Consider the following 24,198-nt stretch of genomic DNA (forward strand, 5'->3'; position numbering starts at 1 on the left):
TTGCCCACGTGGCTCAGCCACACGTTTCCATGGCGGAGGCGGATGAACTCTGCGACTCCCCACGAAGTTCGGCAATCTGCCCTTTGAGGCTGGCGATTTTTTCCAGGAGATTGCTTTCATCAATCGCAGCACGCTTGATGCGCTCCTCCCAGTGTGAGGCTCCGTCCAGCGCGCCGCCGTTCTGATTTTCCTGAATCGCTGGAAGATGCGACCGGGTGCGGGCGCGGAGCTCAAGAGAGCGGGAGTTTTGACGCAGGAAATGCAGGCGCGTCTCCTCGCGCTGGAGTTCTTCGCGCAGACGGCTGAGCCGGCTGTTGGGCCTGATCTCGCTGATCATGCCGCCGGTTTTCTGGTCGGCGGAGGACTGGTCGTCCGATGAATTGACCGTCTTGGAGACTGGTGCTCCCTCGGCAGCGGCAGGCCTCAGGGGCAAGGATGGCGTCTCCGACTTGCTGGCCTGCAGCCGCTCCATGATGTGGCGCAGCGCGCCAAGGGCCATTTGGATTTCATTGTTGGCGCTGCGGGCTTCGGGAGAGTCGGCAGCAGCCTGCTGCACGCGGTTGAGGGACTGATCCATGCGCTCCTTCCAGTCCAGCAGGGCCGCGATCTGCGTCTCCCAGCCGCTGAGCTGCTGGCGTGCTTCGCGGATCTGCACTGCCAGCGCTGAGCTCTCCTGCTCATGCAGCTGGCGGGCGTCCTTGGTGAGAGAGCGCAGTTCATCGTACATCACGCGCTCCTGCTGGGCGGAGCTTGTGAGTGTGGCGATTTCCTGCCGCAGTTCTTTTTCCTCCGCGATCATCTGATCCAGCCGCTGACGGGTCTCGGTTTCCTGCAGGCTGACGGCATCGCACCGCTCGGTTGCGGTGGCGAGCTGTTCGGTGATGTCCTTGAGTGAGGTGTCGAGCTGAGCACGGCGCTGGGAGGCCTCCTCCACCTGGCGGCCCAGGGTTGTCAGATGCTGCTCGGCGGCCGCCACGTTTGCCTGGCGGGAGGTCAGCGCCTCGATCGTGACCTTCAGGTCGTGCGCGATGGAAAGCTCCTGCGTCAGGGCATCGAGCGCGGTGCGGGTTTCCACCAGCTTTTGCTCTTCCCCAGCCAGGCTCGCCCCGGTGGTGTTGAGGTTTTGCTCGGCAGCCTGCACGGCCGACTGAAGCTCTGACAGCCTGGCGGTGGCTGCGGTGATGCCGGCCTGCTGCTCGGCCAGCTCCCTGCGGGCGGCCAGGACGGCTGCGGCGGCGGTCTCGTGTTCCTGCTGAGCCTGCCGGGCCCCTGTGGTGGAGGCTTCGCGCTCCTGCTCACGCCGGGCGATCTGGGCTTCGATCTCGTGCAGGATCATCTCCTGATTCCGCTGCTTCATCACCAGGTTTTCGACCTCATGAGTCAGGGCCATGCGGCGCTCTTCCGCCTGCTGGCATTCATGCAGTCCCTGCTGCAGGCGCACTGCGGCGGCGTCGATCTCTGCATGTCGGGTTTCCAGCCGGACACCGGCCTCCTCATGCTGCTGGCTGAGACGCTGCAGGGCGATCTCTGCCCCAATGCGTTCCTGACGCACGGCTTCCAGCTTGCTGGTCTGCTCCTGCGTCTGAGTCTCCAGCTGCTTGGATTGCAGCTCCAAGGCATGAATTTGGTCTCTCAGAATGGCCTCCTGCTCGTGTCGCTCCTGAAGAGTTTTGTTGACGGTGGCCAGGCGCGCCTCAGCGGCCTGGCAGTCCTCCTGGGTGGCTTGCAGCCGCTCTTGCGTACTGGCGAGTTCGGCCCGGCATTCCTGCAATGCGTCGGCGGTGGACTGCTTCGTGCTGCTGAGGGCAGCGATCTCCGCCCCCAGTGCGGCATGCTGCGTGCCCAAGGCCAGCATCTGAGCCTCTGTGTCCGCGATCTGGTCCTTCACTTGCTGGCGTCTGACACCGAGATCCACAATCTCCTGCGAAAGCTGCTGAGCGTGCTGCACTGAGGCCGCCTCTTGCGTCTGCAGCTGGGCCACTGCCCGGCCGAGATCTGCCAGCTGCGTGGTGGCCTCCGTGCATTCGTTCAAGGTGGTGCCCAGCTTTTCCTCCATGCGGGCAAGTTCGCTGCGTCGGTTCAGCAGGGCCTGTGCGATGGTCTGCTCACAGGCGCGCAGCTCATCCATTTCAGCCTGGCTCTCCTCACGCTGCTGCCGCAGCATGATCAGCGTCTGGTCGTGCTGCACGGCTTCTGCCTTGAGCTCGCCGAGCGCCGCCGCCGCCGCCACACGCTGCTGGGCCAGCTCGTTCACCTTGTTCTGCAAATCAGCATGGTGCTGGCTGGTCTCCTGAATGGCCTGCCGCTGCTCCTGCAGGCGTGCCCGCTCTTCGGCGATGGCGCCGCGGGTGATCTTGAGAGAGGTCTCGCTCTCCCGGCACTGCGCCGTGAGCTGGGCGAAATTTTGCTCCAATGCCTGGTAGCGCGAAGTCAGGTCCACCACATGGCCGGTGGCCCGGCTTCCGGCTTCTTCCAGATAGTTGAGCCTCTCCTGCTTGAGCTTGATGTTGGCTTCCGCCTGCTGGTAGCTCACCTCCAGCCGTGCAATGTTGATGGTAAGCTCCTGCTGCCGCGTCTCCTGCCGGACGACGAGTCCACGCGCCTCGACGATTCGTGCCTGCTGGCGGGTCACTTCGTCGATCGCTTTTTGCAGCAGGTCGGAAAGTTCGGAACTGCGCTCTTCGAGCAGGGCAGACTCCGCCTTCAGCCCGGCGAGCTGACGTGCCGCAGCGCCCACCTGGGCCTCCACATTCTGTTTGTGCCCCTGCCATTCGCTGAGCTGCTGCTGGGTCTGCTCCAAACGGCCCTGATCCTGCAGGTAACGGGCGTTGATCTCCTGCACGCGGCTTTGCAGTAGCTCACGGTGGCCGTTGAGCTTGCCAAGCTGTTCATTCAGGCTCGCTTCGAGACTGAGCAGCCGGTTCACCTCGGAGGTTTTCTGCTCGTGCAGCCGCGCCATCTGCCGCAGCTCATGCGTCAGCGCACGGTGTTGTTCCTGGACAGACTGCAGCTCGGAGTGCCAGCGTTCGCAGCTTGCCTGGGCATCAGCAGCAGCGGCGTTTAGATCGACCAACCTTCCGACAGGCATGCCTGAAGTCTTGGGGGCTCTGGTCTCCCGACCACCATCTGTTTCAAATGCGATGTTGCTCATAGGTGAGTGCGTTGCGGCAGTTTCTCAATTTACATCAATATTTTGCTTTGGTTAAGCAGTTTTTTTGAAATCCCTCATAAAGAACGTCCAATTTTACAAAAAAACACACAGTCTCCAGAATAAACTGCCCGCCCCTGTTTCGTAGCGGCGATAAGAAAACGCTCGAATTTGACAGGGTTTTACCAAAAGTGACGCGACCTCAACTGCCGCACTCCCCCCTGCTCAGCAGCATTTCTCGCAGTACATGCGCACCCCGTCTGCGCACATGGAGGTGACATTGGCGTCTTCTCCTTTACACCACAGCACCCCATCGACCCCTGCCTCCTTGGCGGCAGCATGTTCGGCAGCGGTGTAGTGACGGCGGATCTCCTCGGCGCTCAAACCCGCCTTGAAATCTGCAGCCACGCGCTCGTACACCTCCTGAACGCGCTGACGGTAGGCTTTCAAATGCCATGCCACATCACTCACCGCACCAAAATGCGTCAGGTAGAGCGTCGTGAAACCCGCAGCCGCCAGACGGTCAATGGACTGCACATAGGCCACAGGATCAAACTGCGGCGGTGCGGAGGTGACGGAAAGGTAGCGGCTGTGCTCCAGGCGCATGCCAGCCACGTCTCCCGCAAAGCACACATCGCCGATGACAAAGGCGTGATGATGCCGCGCATGCCCCGGAGTGTCCCATGCGATCACCTCAACCTGCCCGAGCGGCACACGCTCGTTGTCCTGCAGCGCGACGACCTTGTCTGCAGGCGCAGGCAGCATATCGCCCCAAAGGGTATCCATCTTCGCGCCATAGACCATGCGGGCACTTTCGATAAGCTTGGAAGGATCGACGAGATGCCGCGCCGCATTCGGGTGGCAGTAGATCACCGCCCCCTGCTGTGCAAACCAGCCCGCCGCCCCCGCGTGATCCAGATGGATGTGAGTGACGAAGACCTTCTTGATGGCCGCTTCATCCACACCCACATCACGGATGGCCGCACGCAGCGTCTCCAGCGAAGAGCCCGGCCCCGTCTCGATCAGCGCATATTCGCCCGCGCTCTCGACTAAAAAGGAAGCGATGAGGCCAGGGATGCCGATGAAGCGGAGATCGAGGGTATGGATGCGCATGGGGGTAACAGACGTCAAGTAGGCGGAGCCTGCCGGGAGGTCAAGGCATCGCAGTCATTCGCTTCGGCACGGCTACTTCTCCCGGCGAACCCACAAGGTTATTTCCGAAGCATCCGTTCTTGGTCGCTTGTCCAAAAAAGTGCGGTTTGCAATGTGTATGCAAATTCCATCTGTCTTGCCGGAATAAAGCAGACGATGCTTTTGGTCATAGCAGTCGACGTGATACTCCAGCAGGTATGTTCCAGGCTTTTCAATTCGACGTCCCAGCATAAGCGCGTCATGCTGCCCAATCAGAAAGGCGTTTTTATCCTTTCGCACCAGAACCTTGATCTCAGTGGCATCGTGTTTTTTTGGGGCCGGCTCAGGTGTGTCAGCCCACAAAATGCAGATAAGAATGTGAGGCATCGACTGCCCACGGGAATCTTTGACATCAAACCACACGTTCCGCCTGTGACAGCCTTCCCATGCCTTTTGATCCGCGTTGTCGCGGGCTTTGAGCGAGACTGAAATGAGCCTGTCCTGCCTCGCTTCAAAGACAGGAATTGGTGAGTTATTGCACTGGCAGCCCACCATGGAACCAGCCAGCAGCAAAGACAGAAGAGCCTTCTTCATCGCCACCCCTACAGCAAAAAGCCCCGCCTGTCATGGCGGGGCTTGAAGTCTTGACCACGCCTTGATGGCGCAGCCGCTCACTACCTCATGGCCTCAAAGCGCTTCTTGAGGATCTCCTTCTGCGACACACCGCCGAGCTTCGACTGCGTCTCGTCGATCCACTTCTGCTCCAGCGCGTTCTTGGTGGGGCGGTTCACCTGGTAATAGACGCCAAATTTCCCCGGGGCGAGGTTTTCGGCCAGCTTGAACGCGGCGGTTTCGTCGGTGACGTCGTGCTGCGTTTCGTCGATGAGGTCGTAGGTGCCGCCTTTGCGCGGGGTGCTGTCGTCAAAGGCACCGGAGTAGAACATGACGCACTCGCTCAGGCACTCCACCACGCTGAAGCCATCATGCAGGATGGCGCGCTCAAACATGGCCTCCATGTGCTTCACCTGCGCGGCATGCGTACGGGCGATGAAGGTGGCGCCGCTGGCCAGAAGCTGGCGCATGGGGTTGATGGGGCGGTCGATGCTGCCGGTGGGGTCGGTCTTGCTCTTGAAGCCGATGGGGCTCGTGGGGCTGGTCTGCTTCTTGGTCAGTCCATAGACGAAGTTGTCCATGATGACGTAGGTCAGCTTGATGTTTTTGCGCGCGGCGTGGTTGAGATGGTTGCCGCCGATGGAGAAGCCGTCGCCGTCACCGCCAAAGACGAAGACGTGCACGTCAGGGCGGCTCAGGGAGATGCCGGTGGCCAGGGGCAGCGCACGGCCATGGATGAAGTGGATGCCGTGCGTGTTCATGAAATACGGGAAGCGGCTGGAGCAGCCGATGCCGGCCACGCAGACGATGTTTTCATGGGGGTACTGCAGCTTTTCCAGCACGCGGTAAAAGATGTTCAGCACGGCGAAGTCGCCGCAGCCGGGGCACCACGTGGGATGATCGGCGGTGAGGGCTTTTTTCGTGAGCTTTTCCGTGGCGGGAGCTGCAGGAGTGTCGATGGCAGTGGACATGATGATTTAAAGAAGAGAAAGGTTGGTGAATGCTGCGGGTTCGGATCAGGCCTGGGCGCTCATGACTTTCTCCACGCCGGTGACGATCTCGCGGATGCGGAAGGCCAGGCCGTCGGTCTTGCACACGGACTGGATGCGCGGATCTGCCAGGCTGGCGCGCAGCAGGGTGGCCAGCTGGCCGTAGCCGTAGAGGCCGGAGTCGTTCATCTCCACGCAGACGACGTGCTTGTACTGCTTGAAGAGGTCTCCCAGACCTGCGGGCATGGGGTGCAGGTGGCGCAGGTGAATGGCGCCCACCTTGTGCCCTTCGCTGCGCATGCGGGTCACACTTTCCTTAATAGGCCCAAAGGTGCTGCCCCAGCCGACCACGAGAGCGTCGCCGGTGGTGTCGCCATGGATCTCCGGAAGCGGCAGCTCTTTGGAAAGCTGCACCAGCTTGTTGCGGCGCTTGGCAGTCATGAGCGTGTGCATCTTGGGGCTGCCGCTGGGGTGGCCCATTTCGTCATGCTCCAGACCGGTAGCGATGGGGTACTTGCCGCCTGCCATCTTGGCTCCCGGAGGCGCGTGGCGGGTGATGGCGTCCAGCGGATAGGGCTTGAAGTCGGCCGGGCGGGTGGCCAGATCGAGCTCGGGCTCGACCCAGTGCTTGTCCAGATCAGGCTCTTCAAAGGCCTCAATGCGGCTGCTCAGGGCCTGATCGCTCAGAATGATGACCGGGCAGGAGTATTTCTTGGCCAGCTTGCCGGCTTCCAGAGCGATGTAGAAGCAGTCTTCCACGTCCTTCGGTGCCAGCACGATGCGCGGGCTGTCACCGTGACTGCCGTAGATGGCCTGCATGAGGTCAGACTGCTCCACGCTGGTGGGCAGACCGGTGGAGGGGCCGCCGCGCTGCACGTTTACCACGATGAGCGGGATCTCCGCCATGCTGGCGTAGCCGAGGGCTTCCATCTTCAGACTCAGGCCGGGGCCTGCACTGCCGGTGATGGCGAGATGGCCCGCAAAAGCGGCACCGATGGTCATGGCCACAGCGGCCAGCTCATCCTCGGCCTGCACGTAGATGCCGCCATACTTGGGCAGCTCGACGCGCAGTGTTTCCATGATGGAGGACCACGGAGTGATGGGGTACGCGGAGCCATAACGCACACCGGCGGCGATGAGGCCGAGCGTCATCATCTGGTTGCCGTCCGCGCTGATGCGGTGGCTTCCTGGGGCCTCGCCGGGGACGAAGGCAAACTTTTCCACGTCCCCCACCTGGTAGGCAAATCCGGCGTCAAAGGCCAGCAGCGCATTGCGCAGCACGCTTTCGTCCTTGCGGCCAAACTGGCGGCTGACGATGCCCACGAGCTTTTCTTTGTCGAGATTGAAGACGGCGCAGACCATGCCCAGCACGAACATGTTCTTGCCGCGATCACGCGTGGAGCCGCCCACGGCCTCCACAGTGGCGGAGGTGAAGGGCACGCCGATGTGGATGATGCCGCTGTCCTGCTTGATGTCCTCGGCGGTCATGTCCGCCGTATCGTAGAAGCAGATGCCGCCTTTGCGCAGGGAGCCGATGTGGTTTTGGTAGCTGTGCTTGTAGAAAGCCACCAGCACGTCTGCCTCGTCGCCCTCATGCAGCACCTCGCCGGAGCCCAGATGCACCTGGAAAATGGACGGACCGCCGGAGATCGTGGACGGGATGGTCATGTAGGTCATCACCTCCTGGGCCGTGCGGCCTGCCAGACGGGCCAGGAAGCCGCCGATGGACTGGATGCCGTCCTGGGAGTTTCCGGCAAAGCGGATGACGGCGTTGCGAAGTGAGGTGGGGGCGGACGACGAAGGAGCTGAGACTGAAGACATGACGGGTACGCAGGCGAGGTATCGCCCGCAGGTTGGTTGGCTGGGTGAAAACGCGCATTCTAGGGGATGTTTTGCCGCCGTCCATGCTGGAGAGTGGCTTTTTTATGCTCTTTCCTGCCGCAAAAGTCGGTTAATGACAGGTTGAGGTCTGCGCCTCGTTGGCAGCCTATGAAGATACCCGCGAAGTGGACGCTGATGCTCTGGGCCTGCCTGTTGGCTGCCTGTTCGACGAAGCCTGTACCCGACACAGAAGCTGCACCAACGCAGGAGCCCCGCCTTGAGGCTCCTCCTGGCGAGACGCGCGGTGGGCCTCAGGTGGTGGTGCTGGGACCAGACGGACAGGCGCGAGTGCTAGTGACGGCCCGGGGAAGCTCCCTCCAGCGACGGCCAGACGGACCGCTTCAGCTGCTGGACACGCCTGTAGATGACGTAGAAGAGGAGCGCTGGGCAGAGAAGGCGAAGGAGCTGGCGGAGGGCGTGCACTGGTCGCCGAGCGGCGCGCAAGTCTGTCTGCTACGAGGGTACAAACGCGGGAGCGATATAGTGGTTTTCACGCTGACCACACAGCCTGCGGCGGAGGTGAAACTGGACCTGCACGTATTAGAAAAGGCCATAGAGGAACGCTACGGTAACGCGTTCAAGATGGGGCGCTTTTACTACATCTCCCTGCGGCGTTGGATTGATGACGACCATCTGGAGATCGAGTTCAGCGGCAATCTGGTGCCGAAAGTGGTGCCAAAAGTCGAGACATCACCAGAGGTGTGGGGATATTACAAAGGAACGGCGTGCGTCGAGATAAAGGCCAAATCCGGCTTGGTAAAAGGTGAGCTAAAATGGGAGCCTCTAAAAAAGGAGGAGGTTCGTTGAGGATGCATGGCGGCGGAGGCGCGCAGTTCCCTGTCCTGTGGAGATTCGAACTGGAGCTCTCAGCGTCCGCCCTCTTCAATCCTCCTCCATGTCCATAAACCGTTGGGAAAGGCAGCTTAACAAACATCCATCCACAGCACTACCCCTGATGCCCGAGATATTTGATCACCGCCTCGGTGCGGGATCTCACGTGCAGCTTGGCGTAAACGGACTTGATATACTCGCGCACCGTCTCGTAGCTGATACCCAGATCATGCGCCAGTTCCTTGGGCACCATGCCCTGCGCCAGGCGCTCGATGATCTGGCTCTCCCGCGGCGTCAGACTGGGGATGCCCGACTTCTTTCTCTCCGGCTGAGCCTGGAATGATTTGATGAGCAGCCGCGCGATGCCCTGGCTCAGCGGCGCGCCGCCTTCGCTCGCCTGCCGTATGCCTGCGGCGATCTCCCCGGGCTTGGCGGATTTCAGCAGGTAGCCATGCGCCCCGGCACGCAGCGCCTCAAAGACCTTGTCCGGATCATCGTGAATGGTCAGCACCACAAAGGCCGTCTCGATCATGCGCGGCGCGAGCTGACGGATGAACTCGATCCCCGAGGTCTTCGGCAGCTCCAGATCCACCACCACCACGTGCGGCCTGCTCTCCACCAACGGCTTCACCGCCTCCTCCGCCGTCTCCCAAGCTCCGGCCAGTTCAAAGCCGTGGCCATTCTTCTCGATGAGCTTTTTCAGGAAGAGCCGCAACGTGGCATCATCCTCCACGACGGCCACTCGGAGCGTTTTCAGTTCGGAAGGCGCAGGGGCGGACTCGGACATGCACTTAATTAACAGCACGAGACGGCTGGCTGGCAAGACGGCTTTTTATCCAATCTTTTGCCATGGACCCGCGAAAATTACTGCAGGTCATGCAGCGACTAGGGCAGGCTCCGCCTCCAGCGCCAGCACGCCTATCTGGCCCAGCGCCTCCAGCAAAGGCTTGGTGCGCAGCGGTTTGGAGACGTAGTCGTCCATCCCGGCGGCAAGACAGCGCTCTCGCTCCCCGGCCTGCACGTTCGCCGTCATGGCGATGATGCGGCAGCGCGGCCGCCGCCACCCGGCACCGGCTTCCATCTGACGGATGGCGCAGGTGGCCTCGTAGCCGTCCATGTTGGGCATGTGGCAGTCCATGAGGATGCCGTCATACACCCCGCTGGCAAAGCGCTCCACGGCCTCCTCACCATCACGCGCCACTTCCCCGGGGTAGCCATTCTTTTCCAGCAGCATCATGGCCATGCGCGCATTGACCTCGTTGTCCTCCACCAGCAGCAGGCGGGGCTTGATGCCGCCAGGCTTCATCAGCGGCACAGTGGAGACAACTTTTTCAGGCTCCGGAACGGCTGATCGTTTATGGCCTTCCATGACATGCAGTGGCAGCCGCACCCAGAAGCGCGAGCCTGCGCCCCGCCGGCTCTCCACGCCGATGTTGCCACCCATCAGCTCCACCAGCCGTTTGCAGATGGCCAGTCCCAGCCCTGTGCCGCCAAAGCGCCGCTTCGTGGAGCTGTCCACCTGCATGAAGGGCTGGAAGAGCAGTCCCTGCTGCTCCTCTGACATGCCGATACCTGTATCAGCAACGCTGAGCTCCAGATTCACGATGCCCGGAGTCACGCCCTTGGTACAGGCCGCCTGGATGCAGATGTTTCCCTCGTCCGTAAACTTGATGCCATTTCCGACCAGATTCATGAGGATCTGCCGCAGCCGCCCCGGATCTCCAAGAAAGGAGTCCGGGACCTCTGGAGAGATCCGCACATTTAGACCGAGTGAGCGTGACGCCGCCTTGTGCCGCAGCACATCCACCACACCGCCGATGACGGAATCAAGCCGAAAGGCCTCCTCCACCAGATCCAGCTTCCGCGCCTCGATCTTGGAGAAGTCCAGGATATCCTCGATGATGGTCATCAGCGCATCGCCGCTGTGGCGCACCGCGTCCACCATCTCCCGCTGCTTCGGCTCCAGCGCGGTGTCCAGCAGCAGCGATGACATGCCTATGATGCCGTTCATCGGCGTGCGTATCTCATGGCTCATCGTCGCGAGGAAATCGCTCTTCGCCTGGCTGGCGGCCTCGGCCTTTTCCTTTGCCACCTTCAGCTCGCGCTGCGTGCGCTTGAGTTCGGTGATGTCCGACTGCACGGCGACGAAGCGCTCGATCACGCCCGTCTTGTTCTTGATCGGCGTCACATGCATCTCCACCCAGTACGCCACGCCCGCCTTGGTGTAGTTCAGCAGTTCCGCCTGAAAGGACTCCCCCAGCCGCAGCTTTTGCCCGATGCTGGCGACCACCTTCGTGTCCGTGCCCGGCCCCTGCAGCACCTTCCCCGGCTTCAGCCCCAGCACCTCTTGCAGCGTGTAGCCCGTGCGTTTGACGAAGGCGTCGTTCACCCACTCAAAGCGGCCCGCACCGTCGGTGATCACCACCAGGTTGTCCGTAAAGCTCGCCACCAGGGAGAGCTTCTCCAGTTCCTGCTGGTTGCGCCGTTGCGTGGTCACATCGCGCATGGACCCCACGATCCCGGGCCCGTCCGGTGCGGAGATGGAGATCTCCATGCACAGGATGCCGCCGTCCGCACGCCGCATGCGGATGGCTGGCCGCGCGGCCACGGAAGTGGCGCCAGCTTCCACGATCCGTGCCAGCAATGCGCAGTCCTCCTGCACCACGTAGTCGCAAAGGAGCGTCCCCAGCGAGACGGAGACATCATGGCCCAGGGTGTGCGCCCAGGCCTTGTTCAGAAAGACCAGCCTGCCCTCCGCATCCGTCTCAAACACCACCTCCGAAAGACACTCCACACGCCGGCGCATCCGCTTCTCAGACTCGATCAGAGCCTCGGTGAGGCGGTAGGTCGCCTCCACGTGGATGTCCGTCAGCAGTGTGGAATGTTCGTTCATGGGCGTGTCGCCGATCATGCGGATTCATGGTTTGAAAACCACGGAATGCCATGAAGCATCCTACGCGGCCAGAGCCGAAGCCATCAGTCCGGCCATGGGCATCTGCGCCTTCAGCTTCGTGTTGTTCGCCACCTCGCCGTACAGCGGGAAGACGTGGTTGCAGAAAAAGTCCTGCTCTACCGGCGTGCGTGCGGAGGTGCAGTCGGAGAGGATGGTCACCTTGTACCCGCGCTCATAGCCGGCGCGCCCGGTGGAATCGATGCAGAGGGACGTCACCATGCCGGCCACCAGCAGGTTTTTGATCTTCCTCTCCCGCAGTACGTCGTCCAGATTGGTCCCGGCAAAGGCGTTGAACCCCACCTTGCCGGACACATAGATGATGCGGTCGCCATAGGCCTTCAGCTCGGGGATCGTGTCCGCACCCGGGGAGCCCTCCTTGAAGGCACCCACCTGCTTGATCGTGTCCAGGATGCCCACGGAGTTGGCCAGCGCGCGGTAGTCCGGTTTCAGGATGATGGGCGTGGAGATGATCGTCAGCCGGGAGAAGGCGTATTGTTCCAGCAGGTCCATCGTGTGCGCCAGGGTGCGGTCCACACGGTCCGCCTCCTCGATGACGCCGCGAAGAATGCCGTTCTGGGCGAAGTAGTCGTTCTGGTAGCCCACAAGGATGAGGGCGGTGGATTCGATGTCCAGCATAGGAATGAGATGTTTAAGGATTGTGGTTTCGTGGAATGAACTGCCCGCAAAGGAGCACGCGTTCATTCTTGTTCGCAGACGCCCATCCATCATCATCCGCAGTTGTGGGGGGTCCCCCCTACTTCAGCGCGCTCATAAGCTTTTGCAGCTCCGGCCTCGCAGTTTCATAGCACTGCTTCAGTTGCGTGATGAGCCCTGTCTGCACGGCACGTTGGTTCTGCTCCGCGCTCAGCTCCAGCTCACGGCACAAGGAGTGGAAGGCCGTGAGGCCAAAGAGCGAACTGCTTCCTTTCAGTGCGTGTGCGGTGCGGCGCAGCGCGGCCTGATCCTCGCCACCGTCGAGTTTTTCCAGCTCCAGGATGCGCTTGGGCGCATCGGCAAACCAGTTCTCCATCAGCTCCACAGCGTCCTCCGTACTCAGCTCCGCCGCCAGTTGCTGGAGCGCATCCCGCGCGGAGCCGGAGTCCTCCGCGCACCACGGCGTGGGCGGGGCGCATGCCCCGCTTTCAGAGAGCACATGCACGCGGCCCAGCGCCTCCTGCAGCGACCTGGCGCGCAGCGGTTTGGAGAGGTAGTCGTCCATGCCGGCATCCAGGCAGCGCTCCCGCTCCCCGGCCTGCACATTCGCCGTCATGGCGATGATGCGGCAGCGCGGCCGCCGCCACTCCGGGCTGGCCTCCAGCTCGCGGATGGCACGTGTGGCCTCGTAGCCGTCCATGCCGGGCATGTGGCAGTCCATGAGAATGCCGTCATACACCCCGCTGGCGAAGCGCTCCACGGCCTCCTCTCCATCCCGCGCCACCTCGGCGGGGCAGCCGTTTTTCTCCAGCATCATCATGGCCATTCGGGCGTTCACCTCGTTGTCCTCCACCAGCAGCAGGTGCGGCCGGCTGCCGTCTGCGGCGGGCTGCAGGACGGTGTCTTCAGGAGCCTCCGGCATTTCGCGGGATGGCAGCTTCTGTCCTTCAATGGCATGCAGTGGCAGCCGCACCCAGAAGCGCGAGCCTTCGCCGCGCCGGCTCTCCACGCCGATGCTTCCGCCCATCAGCTCCACCAGCCGCTTGCTGATCGTCAGCCCCAGCCCCGTGCCGCCAAAGCGCCGCTTGCTGGAGCTGTCCACCTGCGTGAAGGCCTGGAAGAGCTGCCGCTGCTGCGCCTCTGTCATGCCGATGCCCGTGTCCGTGACGCTGATCTCCAGCTCCGCCTCGCCCTCCGCCGTGGTGCCCAGGCGGCTCACCTGGATGCGGATGCTGCCTTCGTCCGTGAACTTGATGCCATTTCCCACCAGATTCATGAGGATCTGCCGCAGGCGGCCCGGATCTCCCAGGAAAGACTCCGGCACGTCCGGCGCCACGCGCACGATGAGTTCGATGGAGCGTGACGCCGCTTTGTGCTGCAGCAGGTCCACCACGCCGGCGATCACGGAGTCCAGCCGGAAGGCTTCCTCCACTAGATCCAGCTTCCGCGCCTCGATCTTGGAGAAGTCCAGAATGTCCTCGATGATGGTCATCAGCGCATCTCCGCTGAGGCGCACGGAGTCCACCATCTCCCGCTGCTTGGGCGACAGCTCGGTGTCCAGCAGCAGCGATGACATGCCGATGATGCCGTTCATGGGCGTGCGGATCTCGTGACTCATGGTCGCGAGGAAGTCGCTCTTCGCCTGGTTCGCCGCCTCGGCGCTTTCCTTGGCCTCCAGCAGCTCCTGCGCGACGCGCTTCTTGGCGGTAATGTCCGAGCCGATGCCCAGGTAACCGATGATCTTCCCATGCGGATCAAATAAGGTGGTGACGCTCAGCAGCACGGGGTAGCGCGTGCCGTCCTTGCGCACGTAAGTCCACTCGCACTCATCCGGCGTGCCCAGGCGGGACTTCGCCACAAAGGCGTCAAAGCCCGGCTCCACGGTCTGCCCCAGCTCCTTCGTGAGCACCGCCGCACGCGCGGCCACTTCTTCAGGCAGATGAAAGATGGAGGGCGTGGTGCAGCCGATGATCTCCTCCGCCGCATACCCGAGCTGCCTTTCCGCCGCCTGATTGAAAGTGACGATGATGCCTTCCGGCGTGGTGGAGATGATGGTGTGCGCCGCGCCGTCCAGCACAGCCTTCATCATCGCAATGGAGCGCGCCAGCTGATCCTCCGAGCTCTTGCGCACGATGAACTGGCCCATCTGGTTGCCGATGCTGCTGAGCGCCTGCAGCAGCGCCTCGTCCGGGTCCACCACCTCACTGGCAAAGAGCTCCACCACGCCCAGCACCTCACCGCCGGAGATGATTGGAAAACCGATGCATCCGCGCAGCCCGCAACTCAGCGCGCACACGGCGCGCGGTGTGTCTGTGATCAGCGCCAGATCCCTCGTCCACTGGCTTTGCGCCGTTTGCAGCACCAGGCCCGGTGTACCCTCCCCAGCGGCAAAGGCCGCCTGCTGCTTTAGCGCAACCAGCGTGGAGATGTCCCGCCCGGGGTAGTGCCACAGCTCCGCCAGGCGCAGTGCTTTTTCATTCTCATCCAGCATCCAAAGAAATCCCGCCGGCCAGCCCAGCTGCTGGCACATCTTCTGAATGACCCTCGCGCAAACCTGCCGCATGGAGCCCGATTCGGCGAGGATGCGGCTGGCGGAGTACTCCAGCCTGCGCCTCTTTTCATCCTGCCGGCGCTGCGTCACATCGCTCTCGATCGCCATGTAGTTCACCACCTCCCCGTCCTCGTTGAGAATGGGCTGGATCTCCAGCGCGCTCCAGTAGCTGCGCCCAGAGCGGTGGTAATTCAGGATTTCCGTGCGGATGCCCTGCTGATCCTTGAGCGCGTTGCTGATGCTCTTCACCGTTGCGGCATCCGTGCACGGCCCCTGCAGAAAGGAGCCCGGCTTCCGCCCGATCACCTCTGAAACACGCCAGCCCGTCATGCGTGTGAAGCCCTCATTCGCCCACTCGATGCGCCCCTGCGCATCTGTGACGATGACAGCATTGTCCGTGCGCGCAGCCACCAGCGCCAGCTTGCGCGCGTCCGCCTCTTGCTTGTGCAGCCGCGTGCGTTGCTCCGTCAGCCGACTGTTCAGCTTGATCAAATCCTCGGAAGCCATGCGCTGCGCCTGCAGCACCTGCAGCAGGTCCAGCGTCTGGTCATGCACCGCAAAGTCTCGCATCGAAAGCCCCAGCGTCTCCACCTGGTCCGGGTCCGTGATCCACGGCGTGGCCAGCATGATGCCCAAGCGCGGCTCATCCATCGAGATGACCTGCCCGCGCAGCATGCACTGCGTCTGCCGGCTCATGAGCAGCATCAGGTGGTCCGGCAGGGATCTCGCCATCGCATCGCTGAATTCCCCCTCCGGTCGCACCGCTAGGAAGAGATCCTGCACCCGTACGCCCGGCGCCGCCAACGGGCACACCTTGACCAGGGACGGCCCGGTTTCCACGATGCAGTCGCGCTCATCCCACGCAAAGTAGAAAGGAAATGCTCTGAGAAACTCCTCATTGGGAATCCTTCCAATAATGCTGGTGCTCATGCAGTGGGAAGAGTCCAGTGTATGTCAAAAACATCGTGATCCGCCCCCTCCGTCTTCAGCGCAGCCACAGTGATCATTACAGGCGTGTTGTACAGCTTTCCCAGCCCCTGAACCAGCCCCACCACAAAGTCAGTGAGCCCCGGACGGTGGGTGAAGTAGTGCAGGCTCATGGAGGAGTCCGTCAAGTCCTGACACTCAAAGCGCGGCGGTTGCAGAGCCGGATAGATCATCTGCACACGCGTGTGCAGGTTGGGCAGGTTGATGAGAAACTCCTTCAGCGAGGAACCGCCGGAGCGCATCATCGCCCCGTAGCCGTGCAGCGCCGTCTTGAGCACCCAGTGCTCGCCAAAGGCGATGAGCACCTCCCGTACCGTGATGCACAGCACCTCCGAGGCGGCACCCACGAGCTGGTAGGTGATCTCGTCCGAGTAGCCCTCATTGCTGATGAAAACCTCCACATCCACCCCTGCCTTTTCTTTGATCGCTCGCCATTTATCCTCCCCGTAGCTGGATGTGACGAGTTCTTCTATGGCTTTGTTAACGAGTCCGTACATGGTGGGAAAAGGCTGGGCTTGAGTAAATCAGCGGATATTTAGGTCAAACATCACACAGCATTCTTTTCATTCACCCTCCACAGTTGGGGGGATTCGCTTGTTTCACACATATCGGCGCTGACTCACCCCTCATACGTCTCCACCCAGGCGGCCGACAGGCCGATTGTCAGCCGAGGTGGGGGGGGGATTTCAGCGACTCTTTGGCAATTGCACAAGCGCCAGGATGGCTCGCCCCCTCCCCTTCCCTGGGGCCCCAAGATCAAAGCCCTTGCTATCTCCCCTCATCGGTGACAGTATGACACCCCTCAAATTCTGAGGGCATGCATTGTTATCTGTCGAATTCGACCGTCCGTTAGTTTCGTTTTATGAGTACACACACCTTCCCTGAACTGGGAATCGCCCCCGAGCTTCTTGAAGCCGTTAAATCCCTTGGCTTTGAGCAGCCCTCCCCCATCCAGGCCCAGGCCATTCCCGTGGCGCTGACCGGCCGCGATGTGGTGGGCCAGAGCCAGACCGGTTCAGGCAAGACCATGGCCTTTGGCATTCCCGTGGTGCAGGGCGTGGACGGCTCCCAGCGCCACGTGCAGGCCCTCATCCTCTGCCCCACCCGCGAGCTGGCCATGCAGGTCTGCGCGGAGATCCACAAGCTGGCCTCCTTCAAGGAAGGCGTGCGCGCCACCCCGGTTTACGGCGGCGCCTCCTATGACCGGCAGATCCGTGCACTGCAGAGCGGCTCCCAGATCGTCGTCGGCACCCCGGGCCGTATCTTGGACTTCATGGAGCGCGGACTCATCAAGTTCGACGGTCTGAAAACACTCGTTTTTGACGAGGCTGACGAGATGCTGGACATGGGCTTCAGCGACGACATCGACCGCCTCATGGCGGCCGTGCCTGCGGAGCGCCAGACGATTTTCTTCTCCGCCACCTTTGAGCCGCGCATCCGCCGTCTGGTGGAAAACTACACGCGCAACGCCGCCACCATCACCATCCAGCAGAAGGCGCTCACCACCCCGACCATCGAGCAGCGCTACTACGAAGTGCAGGGCCGCTCCAAGCTGGAGGTGCTCTGCCGCGTGATCGACATCGAGGCCCCGCGCCTGACCATCGTTTTCGCCAATACCAAACGCGCCGTGGACGACGCCACCGACGCCCTCGTGGCCCGTGGCTATGCCGCCGACCGCCTGCACGGCGACATCAACCAGACCATGCGTGAGCGCGTGATGCGCAACTTCCGCAGCGGCAACGTGGAAGTCCTCGTGGCCACCGACGTGGCCGCCCGTGGCCTGGACGTGAACGACATCGACCTCATCGTCAATCTGGAGCTGCCCTACGACGCCGAAGACTACGTGCACCGCATTGGCCGCACCGGCCGTGCCGGGCGCAGCGGCAAGGCCGTGAGCCTCGTCGCAGGCCGTGAAATCTACCTCATGCAGCGCATCCAGCGCTTCATCAACATCCGCGTGGAGCGCGCCCGCGTGCCCTCGCAGGAGGAGCTGGAAGCCACCCGCGTGGACAAGACCTTCGAGAAGGTCAAGGCCGTGCTGGAAGGCGCCAGCTACACCAACCACGAGCACAGCATCCAGCGCCTGCTGGACATCGGCTTCTCCCCCACGGAGATCGCCAGCGCGCTGATGGACCTGCTCATGAAAGACCAGGTGCGCGAGACCGAGCAGATCGTCGAAGACCGCACCGGCAAGAAATTCGAGCCCAAGCCGCGCCCGCAGGCCGCCGCCCCTGCTCCCAAGCCTGCACCCGCACCCGCACCGGCCTCTGAAACAGCACCCGCTGCCGCAGCAGCTGAAAGCACGGAATCCCCTGCCCCCGCCGAAGCGGCCGCCCCGGCAGCCGATGGCGCCCCAGCCGCAGAAGCTCCAGCAGCCGCAACCGAGGCCCGCCCGGCTGAAGAAGAGGACGCCGGCCCCACAAATCACCAAGCCGCAGCCCCGCGCCCGGCCCCGGCCAAATTTGACAACGAGTATGACTCCTCCGAAGAGGAAGAGCGCCCGCTGCCCAAGAAGCAGAGCAGCTGGGTGCAGAAAGGCCCGCGCTCCGGCATGGTTCGCCTCTTCATCAATGTAGGCGGTATGGACCAGGTGCGCCCGCAGGACATCGCCGGCATGCTCTACAACACCATTCAGGACCTCACCCCCGGCAGCATCGGCGCCATCGACGTGCTGGAGAAATGTAGCTTTGTGGAAGTCCCTGGCGACTCCGTGGAAGCCGTGCTCGAAGGCGTGCGCGGTGCCCAGATCCGCGGTCGCGACATCCGCATGGACCATGCAGACCGCCCGGACAACATCAGCGGCATCCGCCCCAAGCGCTTCGGCGGCGGTGCAGGTGGCGGTTTCAAAAAGCCCGGCTTCGGCGGCGGCTTTAACAAAGGCGGTTTCGGTGGTGGCGGCGGTGGTGGCTTCAAAGGCTACGGCGGCGGCCACCAGGGCGGCGGCTTCAAAAAGCCCGGCTTCGGCGGTGGCTTCAAGAAGGGCGGCTTTGGCAGCAAGCCCTGGCAGCAGCGTGAAGGCGAAGGCCCCAGCCCCGGCTACGGTGGCGGCGATGAAGGCCCGCGCCGCGAAGACGCAGGCGGCGGCAGCGGTGGTGGCTATGGAGGCGGCGGCTTCGGCGGCGGTCCCAAGCGCCCCTTTGGCGGCAACCGCTTCGGCGGTGGCGGCGGCTTCAAAAAGAAGTGGTAGTCGTGCGTTAGCGCAAAGCCGACGTTTGGAGTTTCCTGTTCACAGCCTCACCGAGAACCAGTTCTTCCAAATTCACGCTGGTTCACCACAGCGTCAGGGGCTCATTCATGATAAGTTGTCTTGAGGAGGCCATCCAAACATTCCCTGGTCAGTCCGGAACGGACGAGCCGGGCAATCGCCTCTTCACGAGACAACCTCAGGCGCATCACATACACAGGCCAGACCGCATCCATGAGTGTCTCCTGCGCTTTTTGGATGTGCGGGAGTAGAGATCTGGCGTTGTTGGCGGCCACCTCGGCAGCAGACGGCGGAGGCGAAGTGTCGAAAAGCACCGGTCTCGAACCAGCTCCGAGAAGGCCCCGAAGCTCCACCCCCTGCTGCACCAGACTCTTCAAGATCGGCAGCACCATTTGAAGCTTGCCCTCCACCTTCGCTTGGTCGATTTCCTGCGGATTCTGCCGCAAGGTGCGGGTGACAAGTTCTGCCACGGCGGTTTGAACCTTGATTCCGTGATAACTTTCCTGCAGTTCCACGGCATCCAGCGCTCTGGAAATTTTAACTTTTCGCGCACTCGTCTCACACAAGCACCGTAAAGCTTCGACCACTTGGGCTTCGTCCAGAAGCAGCATCCACCGCTGAGCCACAGCCTTGTCTTTTAAAACCAGTTCAGATTCCTTGAAAATGCGCCGGGCGAGCCCCTCCACCTCTTCTATGTGGGCCTTCCCCACATTGACGGCCGTGATCTCCTCCACCAGGGCATCCTGCGCCAGCGAACTGCATGCCACGCCGATCAGGAGCAAAAACAAAGCGACTTTTTCTTTCATTGAGCACAACATGTTGAGCCCTTCCTGCTCGCAGTCAATTTCTTCCCCTAGCCCGCTCCATGGCGCTTTTTTCATGACCCAATTGGCGTTCGCCCTTTGGCAAGTCCGAGCCCCCTTGTGAAATTTTTCACAAATCCCAGTTGCCCACCTTATTCACACTCGGATACTGCGCATCATGGCCTCCCCCGTCCAGTATCTTCCCGGAAAAGAACCCCACGCGCGTGAAAAGCGCCTGATCTTCAAGAACATCGACCGCGTCGGATACAATCCGTCCATCGAGTGCTACCTGGAAAACGGCGGCTACGAGCAGCTGAAAAAGGCGTTCACCATGGAGCGCAGCGCCATCACCAACGAGGTCAAAGCCAGCGGCCTGCGCGGCCGTGGCGGTGCGGGCTTCCCCACCGGCGTGAAGTGGGGCTTCATCCCGCCCACGAACACCAAGCCGGTGTACCTCATCTGCAACGCCGACGAATCCGAACCCGGCACCTTCAAGGACCGCTACATCATGCATCAGGATCCGCATCAGCTGATCGAGGGCATGACCATCGCCTGCTTCGCCGTGGGCGCCAAATTGTCCTACATCTACGTGCGCGAGGAGTTCCCCTACGCCGCCAAGATCCTCGAAAAGGCCATCGCTGAAGCGCACGAAAAAGGCTTCCTCGGCAAGAACATCCTCGGCTCCGGCTTTGACTGCGAGATCTACGTGCACCGCGGTGCGGGCGCCTACATCTGCGGCGAGGAGACCGGTCTCATCGAATCCCTCGAAGGCAAGCGCCCCTACCCGCGCATCAAGCCCCCCTACTTCCCAGCGGCGCTGGGCCTCTACATGAGCCCCACCATCGTGAACAACGTGGAGTCACTCTGCCACGTGAAGCACATCATCGAAATGGGCGGCGCGGAATACGCCAAGCTCGGCACGCCGAACAACACCGGCACCCGCATCCTCTGCGTCAGCGGCGATGTGCAAAAGCCCGGCTACTACGAAGTCGAAGTCGGCAAGGTCACCATGGGCGAGGTCATCAACGATCTCTGCGGCGGGCTCAAGCCCGGGCGCAAACTGAAAGCCATCATCCCCGGCGGCAGCTCCTCCAAGGTGCTGCGTGCGGATGAAAAGTACAAGCTCCGCGACGGCCGCGAGATCGGCATCATGGACATCCCGATGGACTTCGACACCATGGCCCAGTGCGGCACCATGGCCGGCTCCGGCGGCGTCATCATCATGGACGACAGCCGCAGCATGACCTGGGTCATCAACAACCTGAACGCCTTCTACGCGCACGAGTCCTGCGGCCAGTGCACCCCCTGCCGCGAAGGCAGCCTGTGGATGAAGAAGATCAGCGACCGCATCGTAGGCGGCGACGCCAGCCCCGACGACGTGGACACCCTGGAGACCGTGGCCAACCAGATCGAAGGCAAGACCATCTGCGCCTTCGGCGAAGCCGCCTCCTGGCCCACCCAGAGCTTCATCAAAAAGTTCCGCGACGAGCTCAAATCCGACTGCAAACCCGACCTCACCGGCAAGATCGTCAATGAAGAGACGCTGGTGGCGGCTGCGGGACTGGTTGGCTGAGTTGAATTCTCTGGCGAATTAATCGCAAATCCAAACTCGACAGAGAATGACTCTGTCGGGTAGAAAGCTGGCATGAGTGTTGAGCGCAGCATCGCGAGCATGACTCCAGCATCTGTAAAACACCTCCTGAGATGTATTCTGTGGAGCATGCTTTGCCTGACTCTCTGTGGCTGCCACCGCCCCGATCCGAAGGCCGAAGCTGAACGAACTGCAGCGATCGAAAAGGTGACTCGTTTTTTCGAATCGATTCCGAAGGGCGTCCCTAAGGACGGAAAAATTAAGTGCTATCGAAATGGGCTCACTTCTGAAATCATCCTGGAGTTGACCTCACCAGCCGTAGGAGACCCTAGGCCCATCACCCGTGAAGGAGTGATTTCAATGCTTGGAACTTATTTCATCGTGCAAGAGATACGCGATCTAACCAAGTGCCAAGCCAGCCTGACCTGTTTCGAACTGGATTCAGGCGGAAAAGAACTTGGGAGAGTGACAGTTCGGTTTGAGGAAATACTGCCTTTTTTCAATGGCCACGATTTTTGAGAAACTTTGAGCCAGCTTGCCATACTGGAAATCAAGGATGCAGGCGCCAGCACATCATCTTCGGCTTCAACAACGAGGGCAAAGTCCCCAATCCCGAACTCATAACCGTGCCGCCCAAGCCCGGAGCCGTGCAGAAAGCACTCAATGTGCGCATCGCCCTCTTCTCCGCCGAACCTGACAGTGACCCGGCGACATGGGAGGACAATCAGCCGCCGGGGTTCGAGGGATGGCAGTGGGCCAGGATTCCGCAGAGTGAGTGCATTCATCGGGGGCTCGACAGAGAACGGCGACGCTCTCCATGGGACGTTTGCCGGCACCCTGCCCATCTGCGCCACGAGACGCCCGAAAGCGGCAGCTTCACTCGTGCATCGTTGCGCAGCCGCATTGATTCGCTATCGCTCACCCCTTCGGGGCAGCCTACGGCTGTCTATCTCCGCTTCGCTCCGGTTCCAAATTCACGCCGCAGCACGCGCAGCGAATTTGGAGTGCGGTTGCGGAGTGAGGGACGAACGCAGCCACCGCTTTCCGCAGGGCCAAAGGTTCACGCATACCACATCCTATCCGAAGGCAGCAGACCGCGAAAGCCAGCTGACGCCGCACATCATGCTCGGCTGGGAGATTTAGGACTGCCAAAGATGCGCTCGACAAACCAAACTTCTTTCAGATAAAACAACCCCATGAGCGAACCCACCACGCCCGGCCATGATCCGCGCTCTCGGAAGAAAAAGGGCTGCCTGTGGTTTCTGATCTTTTTGGGAGTCATCATTGTCCTCATCCTGCTTTACCTGCCAATGGTAATTGTCTGTCCGGGCATACCTGACGCACCGAGACTGCGCTCCAGAGCGGCCATCAAACACCTCCAGGCGGCGATCACCGCCTATGAAATTGATTCCGCCCACTTTCCCGTGCCGGAGTCCGACTGGCATGGTCCCGATGTTTCGCTCCGCACACGCGGCCTCATTCTGCCAATCCTCCTCGGCAGAAAGGAAGCCAAGGCGCTCAATCCCAAGGAGATCAAATTCATCGACCTCCCAATGGCAAGGGACCACAAAAACGGCCTCTGGCAGGAAGGTAACGAGTGGGTGCTCAGCGATCCCTGGGGTGAGCCCTATTACCTCATTCTCGACACGAACGACGATCTCGAAATCGCCAACCCCGAGTTCGGAGCGAGAGCTTCAGATCCCAAGCAGGCTGAGTTTGACCTGAAACATCCCCAACCCAAAATGCTGCCACTGACGACGGCCATCTACTCCTCCGGCCCGGATCGCGATTCCAAGACGTGGCAGGACAACGTGTGCTCGTGGCACACGCGCTGAGACAGCCCCCTCACTCCACCCTCCGGATCACCCGCACCGCATAGATCTTCGCGGTCAGCTCAGACAGCTTCACCGGCTCCTTGTCATCCCGCAGCGGATCACGCGCCAGGTATTCCAGGCCGTCTTTGCCGACGATGACGCACCAGTGCTGGATGCCGCCGATCAGGAAATATTTCACCACGGGGTAGGCGCCCTGTTCCAGCGCCTTGTCCATCACCTTGTGGCTGGAAGCGGGGTGATATTCCGCCGTGAGCTTCTGGTCCGTCACGCGAGGGATGGCGTTCCACACCACCCAGCCCTGCGGCAGGAAGCCGTCGTTTTTCTTGAGCCGCTCATTGAGCTCCTTCGGGGTGAGCTTCACGCCCAGGTCGGAGCAGGCCATGGCCACACTGGAGACGAGGCAGCCGTGGCTGCCCAGCGTCCCGGTGGAGGGGCCCAGCTGGTCCGCGGCCCAGCGTTGGTCCTTTTGCAGGTGCGTACGCCCCTCATCCGGCAGGCGGATGTGCAACTCCCGGCCCCCGGTGGAGGCAATGGCCGGGACCATGCGCGCCCAGCAGGTGCGCAGCATCACGCAGCTGGTCGCCAGAATCACCAGCGCGAGCAGCCCGATGACCGCGTAGCGACGCATGAGCGCGGAGTCTCTTAGTGGTGCTCCTTCTTCTCGCCGTGTTCGGCAGGCTTGGCATGGGCGTCGCCATGGCCTTCAGCGTGCGCCTTGTGCATGCCTTCATGCAGCACCTGGGTTTCCTCCCAGGAATGCTTCCCGCAGGAGGCGGAGGTGAGGACAAGGGCAGTGGCGCAGAGAAGGAACAAGGCGGTTTTCATGTGAGATTGGGGTTCTCCATCCTATCGGGAGCAGCCTGTCGTGCAAATGACAATTCTCAGCTCATATGCATCTCTTTCGGCGCCTGATGTAGAGGCCCCTTCCCCCCTGCTGCCCTCAGCATGAAAAAAGCGTCACCGCTCATGGGGATCTCGCAGCTTTTAAGCAAGCCATGCAGAAATTTGCTTCAAAAACCTGCCTCAG

18 protein-coding genes are annotated in these 24,198 nt (G+C 61.7%); 5 read left to right on the forward strand and 13 right to left on the reverse strand.

What is annotated here, in order from left to right; all coding sequences use genetic code 11:
- Positions 1 to 13 precede the first annotated feature (13 nt).
- The 5 genes from ACZ5WW_RS03365 to ACZ5WW_RS03385 form a co-directional block, all read right to left on the reverse strand.
- The gene (locus ACZ5WW_RS03365; RefSeq protein ID WP_377170082.1) at positions 14 to 3,151 is read right to left on the reverse strand and encodes a coiled-coil domain-containing protein; all 3,138 of its coding nucleotides are present in this window, start codon (positions 3,149 to 3,151) and stop codon (positions 14 to 16) included.
- Between the two features lie 222 nt (positions 3,152 to 3,373).
- The gene (locus ACZ5WW_RS03370) at positions 3,374 to 4,261 is read right to left on the reverse strand and encodes an MBL fold metallo-hydrolase (RefSeq protein ID WP_377170083.1); all 888 of its coding nucleotides are present in this window, start codon (positions 4,259 to 4,261) and stop codon (positions 3,374 to 3,376) included.
- Between the two features lie 72 nt (positions 4,262 to 4,333).
- Positions 4,334 to 4,873: a hypothetical protein gene (locus ACZ5WW_RS03375; protein ID WP_377170084.1), complete on the reverse strand. Its 540-nt coding sequence runs from the start codon at positions 4,871 to 4,873 to the stop codon at positions 4,334 to 4,336.
- Between the two features lie 80 nt (positions 4,874 to 4,953).
- Complete coding sequence (locus tag ACZ5WW_RS03380; protein WP_377170085.1) at positions 4,954 to 5,862, reverse strand: thiamine pyrophosphate-dependent enzyme; 909 nt, start codon at positions 5,860 to 5,862, stop codon at positions 4,954 to 4,956.
- A gap of 45 nt (positions 5,863 to 5,907) precedes the next feature.
- The gene (locus ACZ5WW_RS03385; protein ID WP_377170086.1) at positions 5,908 to 7,701 is read right to left on the reverse strand and encodes a 2-oxoacid:acceptor oxidoreductase subunit alpha; all 1,794 of its coding nucleotides are present in this window, start codon (positions 7,699 to 7,701) and stop codon (positions 5,908 to 5,910) included.
- Positions 7,702 to 7,869: 168 nt separating this feature from the next.
- Here ACZ5WW_RS03385 and ACZ5WW_RS03390 point away from each other — a divergent pair, with 168 nt between their 5' ends.
- Positions 7,870 to 8,568: a hypothetical protein gene (locus ACZ5WW_RS03390; RefSeq protein WP_377170088.1), complete on the forward strand. Its 699-nt coding sequence runs from the start codon at positions 7,870 to 7,872 to the stop codon at positions 8,566 to 8,568.
- A gap of 139 nt (positions 8,569 to 8,707) precedes the next feature.
- Here the strand turns inward: ACZ5WW_RS03390 and ACZ5WW_RS03395 are convergent, their stop codons facing one another.
- The 5 genes from ACZ5WW_RS03395 to ACZ5WW_RS03415 all read right to left on the reverse strand — a co-directional run bounded on the left by ACZ5WW_RS03395 (position 8,708) and on the right by ACZ5WW_RS03415 (position 16,234).
- Positions 8,708 to 9,379: a response regulator gene (locus ACZ5WW_RS03395; protein ID WP_377170090.1), complete on the reverse strand. Its 672-nt coding sequence runs from the start codon at positions 9,377 to 9,379 to the stop codon at positions 8,708 to 8,710.
- An 87-nt stretch (positions 9,380 to 9,466) separates the two neighbouring features.
- Complete coding sequence (locus ACZ5WW_RS03400; RefSeq protein WP_377170092.1) at positions 9,467 to 11,485, reverse strand: ATP-binding protein; 2,019 nt, start codon at positions 11,483 to 11,485, stop codon at positions 9,467 to 9,469.
- A gap of 60 nt (positions 11,486 to 11,545) precedes the next feature.
- Positions 11,546 to 12,181 carry a cysteine hydrolase family protein gene (locus tag ACZ5WW_RS03405; protein WP_377170094.1) on the reverse strand — a complete coding sequence of 212 codons (636 nt, stop codon included), beginning with the start codon at positions 12,179 to 12,181 and terminating at the stop codon, positions 11,546 to 11,548.
- A gap of 118 nt (positions 12,182 to 12,299) precedes the next feature.
- Entirely contained in the window at positions 12,300 to 15,680 is a 3,381-nt protein-coding gene (locus ACZ5WW_RS03410; protein ID WP_377170096.1) for a PAS domain S-box protein, read from the reverse strand.
- Positions 15,677 to 16,234: a heme NO-binding domain-containing protein gene (locus ACZ5WW_RS03415; RefSeq protein WP_377170098.1), complete on the reverse strand. Its 558-nt coding sequence runs from the start codon at positions 16,232 to 16,234 to the stop codon at positions 15,677 to 15,679. Before ACZ5WW_RS03415 ends, ACZ5WW_RS03410 begins: the two co-directional genes overlap by 4 nt.
- 365 nt (positions 16,235 to 16,599) lie before the next feature.
- On the opposite strand from ACZ5WW_RS03415, the gene ACZ5WW_RS03420 reads away from it, so the two are divergent.
- Complete coding sequence (locus ACZ5WW_RS03420; RefSeq protein ID WP_377170100.1) at positions 16,600 to 18,924, forward strand: DEAD/DEAH box helicase; 2,325 nt, start codon at positions 16,600 to 16,602, stop codon at positions 18,922 to 18,924.
- 101 nt (positions 18,925 to 19,025) lie between these two features.
- Here the strand turns inward: ACZ5WW_RS03420 and ACZ5WW_RS03425 are convergent, their stop codons facing one another.
- Positions 19,026 to 19,823 carry a hypothetical protein gene (locus tag ACZ5WW_RS03425; RefSeq protein WP_377170102.1) on the reverse strand — a complete coding sequence of 266 codons (798 nt, stop codon included), beginning with the start codon at positions 19,821 to 19,823 and terminating at the stop codon, positions 19,026 to 19,028.
- A 100-nt stretch (positions 19,824 to 19,923) separates the two neighbouring features.
- On the opposite strand from ACZ5WW_RS03425, the gene nuoF reads away from it, so the two are divergent.
- The 3 genes from nuoF to ACZ5WW_RS03440 all read left to right on the forward strand — a co-directional run bounded on the left by nuoF (position 19,924) and on the right by ACZ5WW_RS03440 (position 23,171).
- Positions 19,924 to 21,318: an NADH-quinone oxidoreductase subunit NuoF gene (gene nuoF / locus ACZ5WW_RS03430; protein WP_377170104.1), complete on the forward strand. Its 1,395-nt coding sequence runs from the start codon at positions 19,924 to 19,926 to the stop codon at positions 21,316 to 21,318.
- A 147-nt stretch (positions 21,319 to 21,465) separates the two neighbouring features.
- Positions 21,466 to 21,855, forward strand: coding sequence for a hypothetical protein (locus ACZ5WW_RS03435; protein WP_464694211.1), 390 nt, complete (start codon positions 21,466 to 21,468; stop codon positions 21,853 to 21,855).
- Between the two features lie 677 nt (positions 21,856 to 22,532).
- Positions 22,533 to 23,171 carry a hypothetical protein gene (locus tag ACZ5WW_RS03440; RefSeq protein WP_377170108.1) on the forward strand — a complete coding sequence of 213 codons (639 nt, stop codon included), beginning with the start codon at positions 22,533 to 22,535 and terminating at the stop codon, positions 23,169 to 23,171.
- Between the two features lie 10 nt (positions 23,172 to 23,181).
- Here ACZ5WW_RS03440 and ACZ5WW_RS03445 read toward each other — a convergent pair whose 3' ends face one another.
- Positions 23,182 to 23,799, reverse strand: coding sequence for a cysteine peptidase family C39 domain-containing protein (locus ACZ5WW_RS03445; protein WP_377170110.1), 618 nt, complete (start codon positions 23,797 to 23,799; stop codon positions 23,182 to 23,184).
- 14 nt (positions 23,800 to 23,813) lie between these two features.
- Positions 23,814 to 23,996, reverse strand: a complete 183-nt coding sequence (locus ACZ5WW_RS03450; RefSeq protein WP_377170112.1) for a hypothetical protein — start codon at positions 23,994 to 23,996, stop codon at positions 23,814 to 23,816.
- Between the last annotated feature and the right edge of the window lie 202 nt (positions 23,997 to 24,198).

This window comes from Prosthecobacter fluviatilis, from assembly GCF_055388355.1.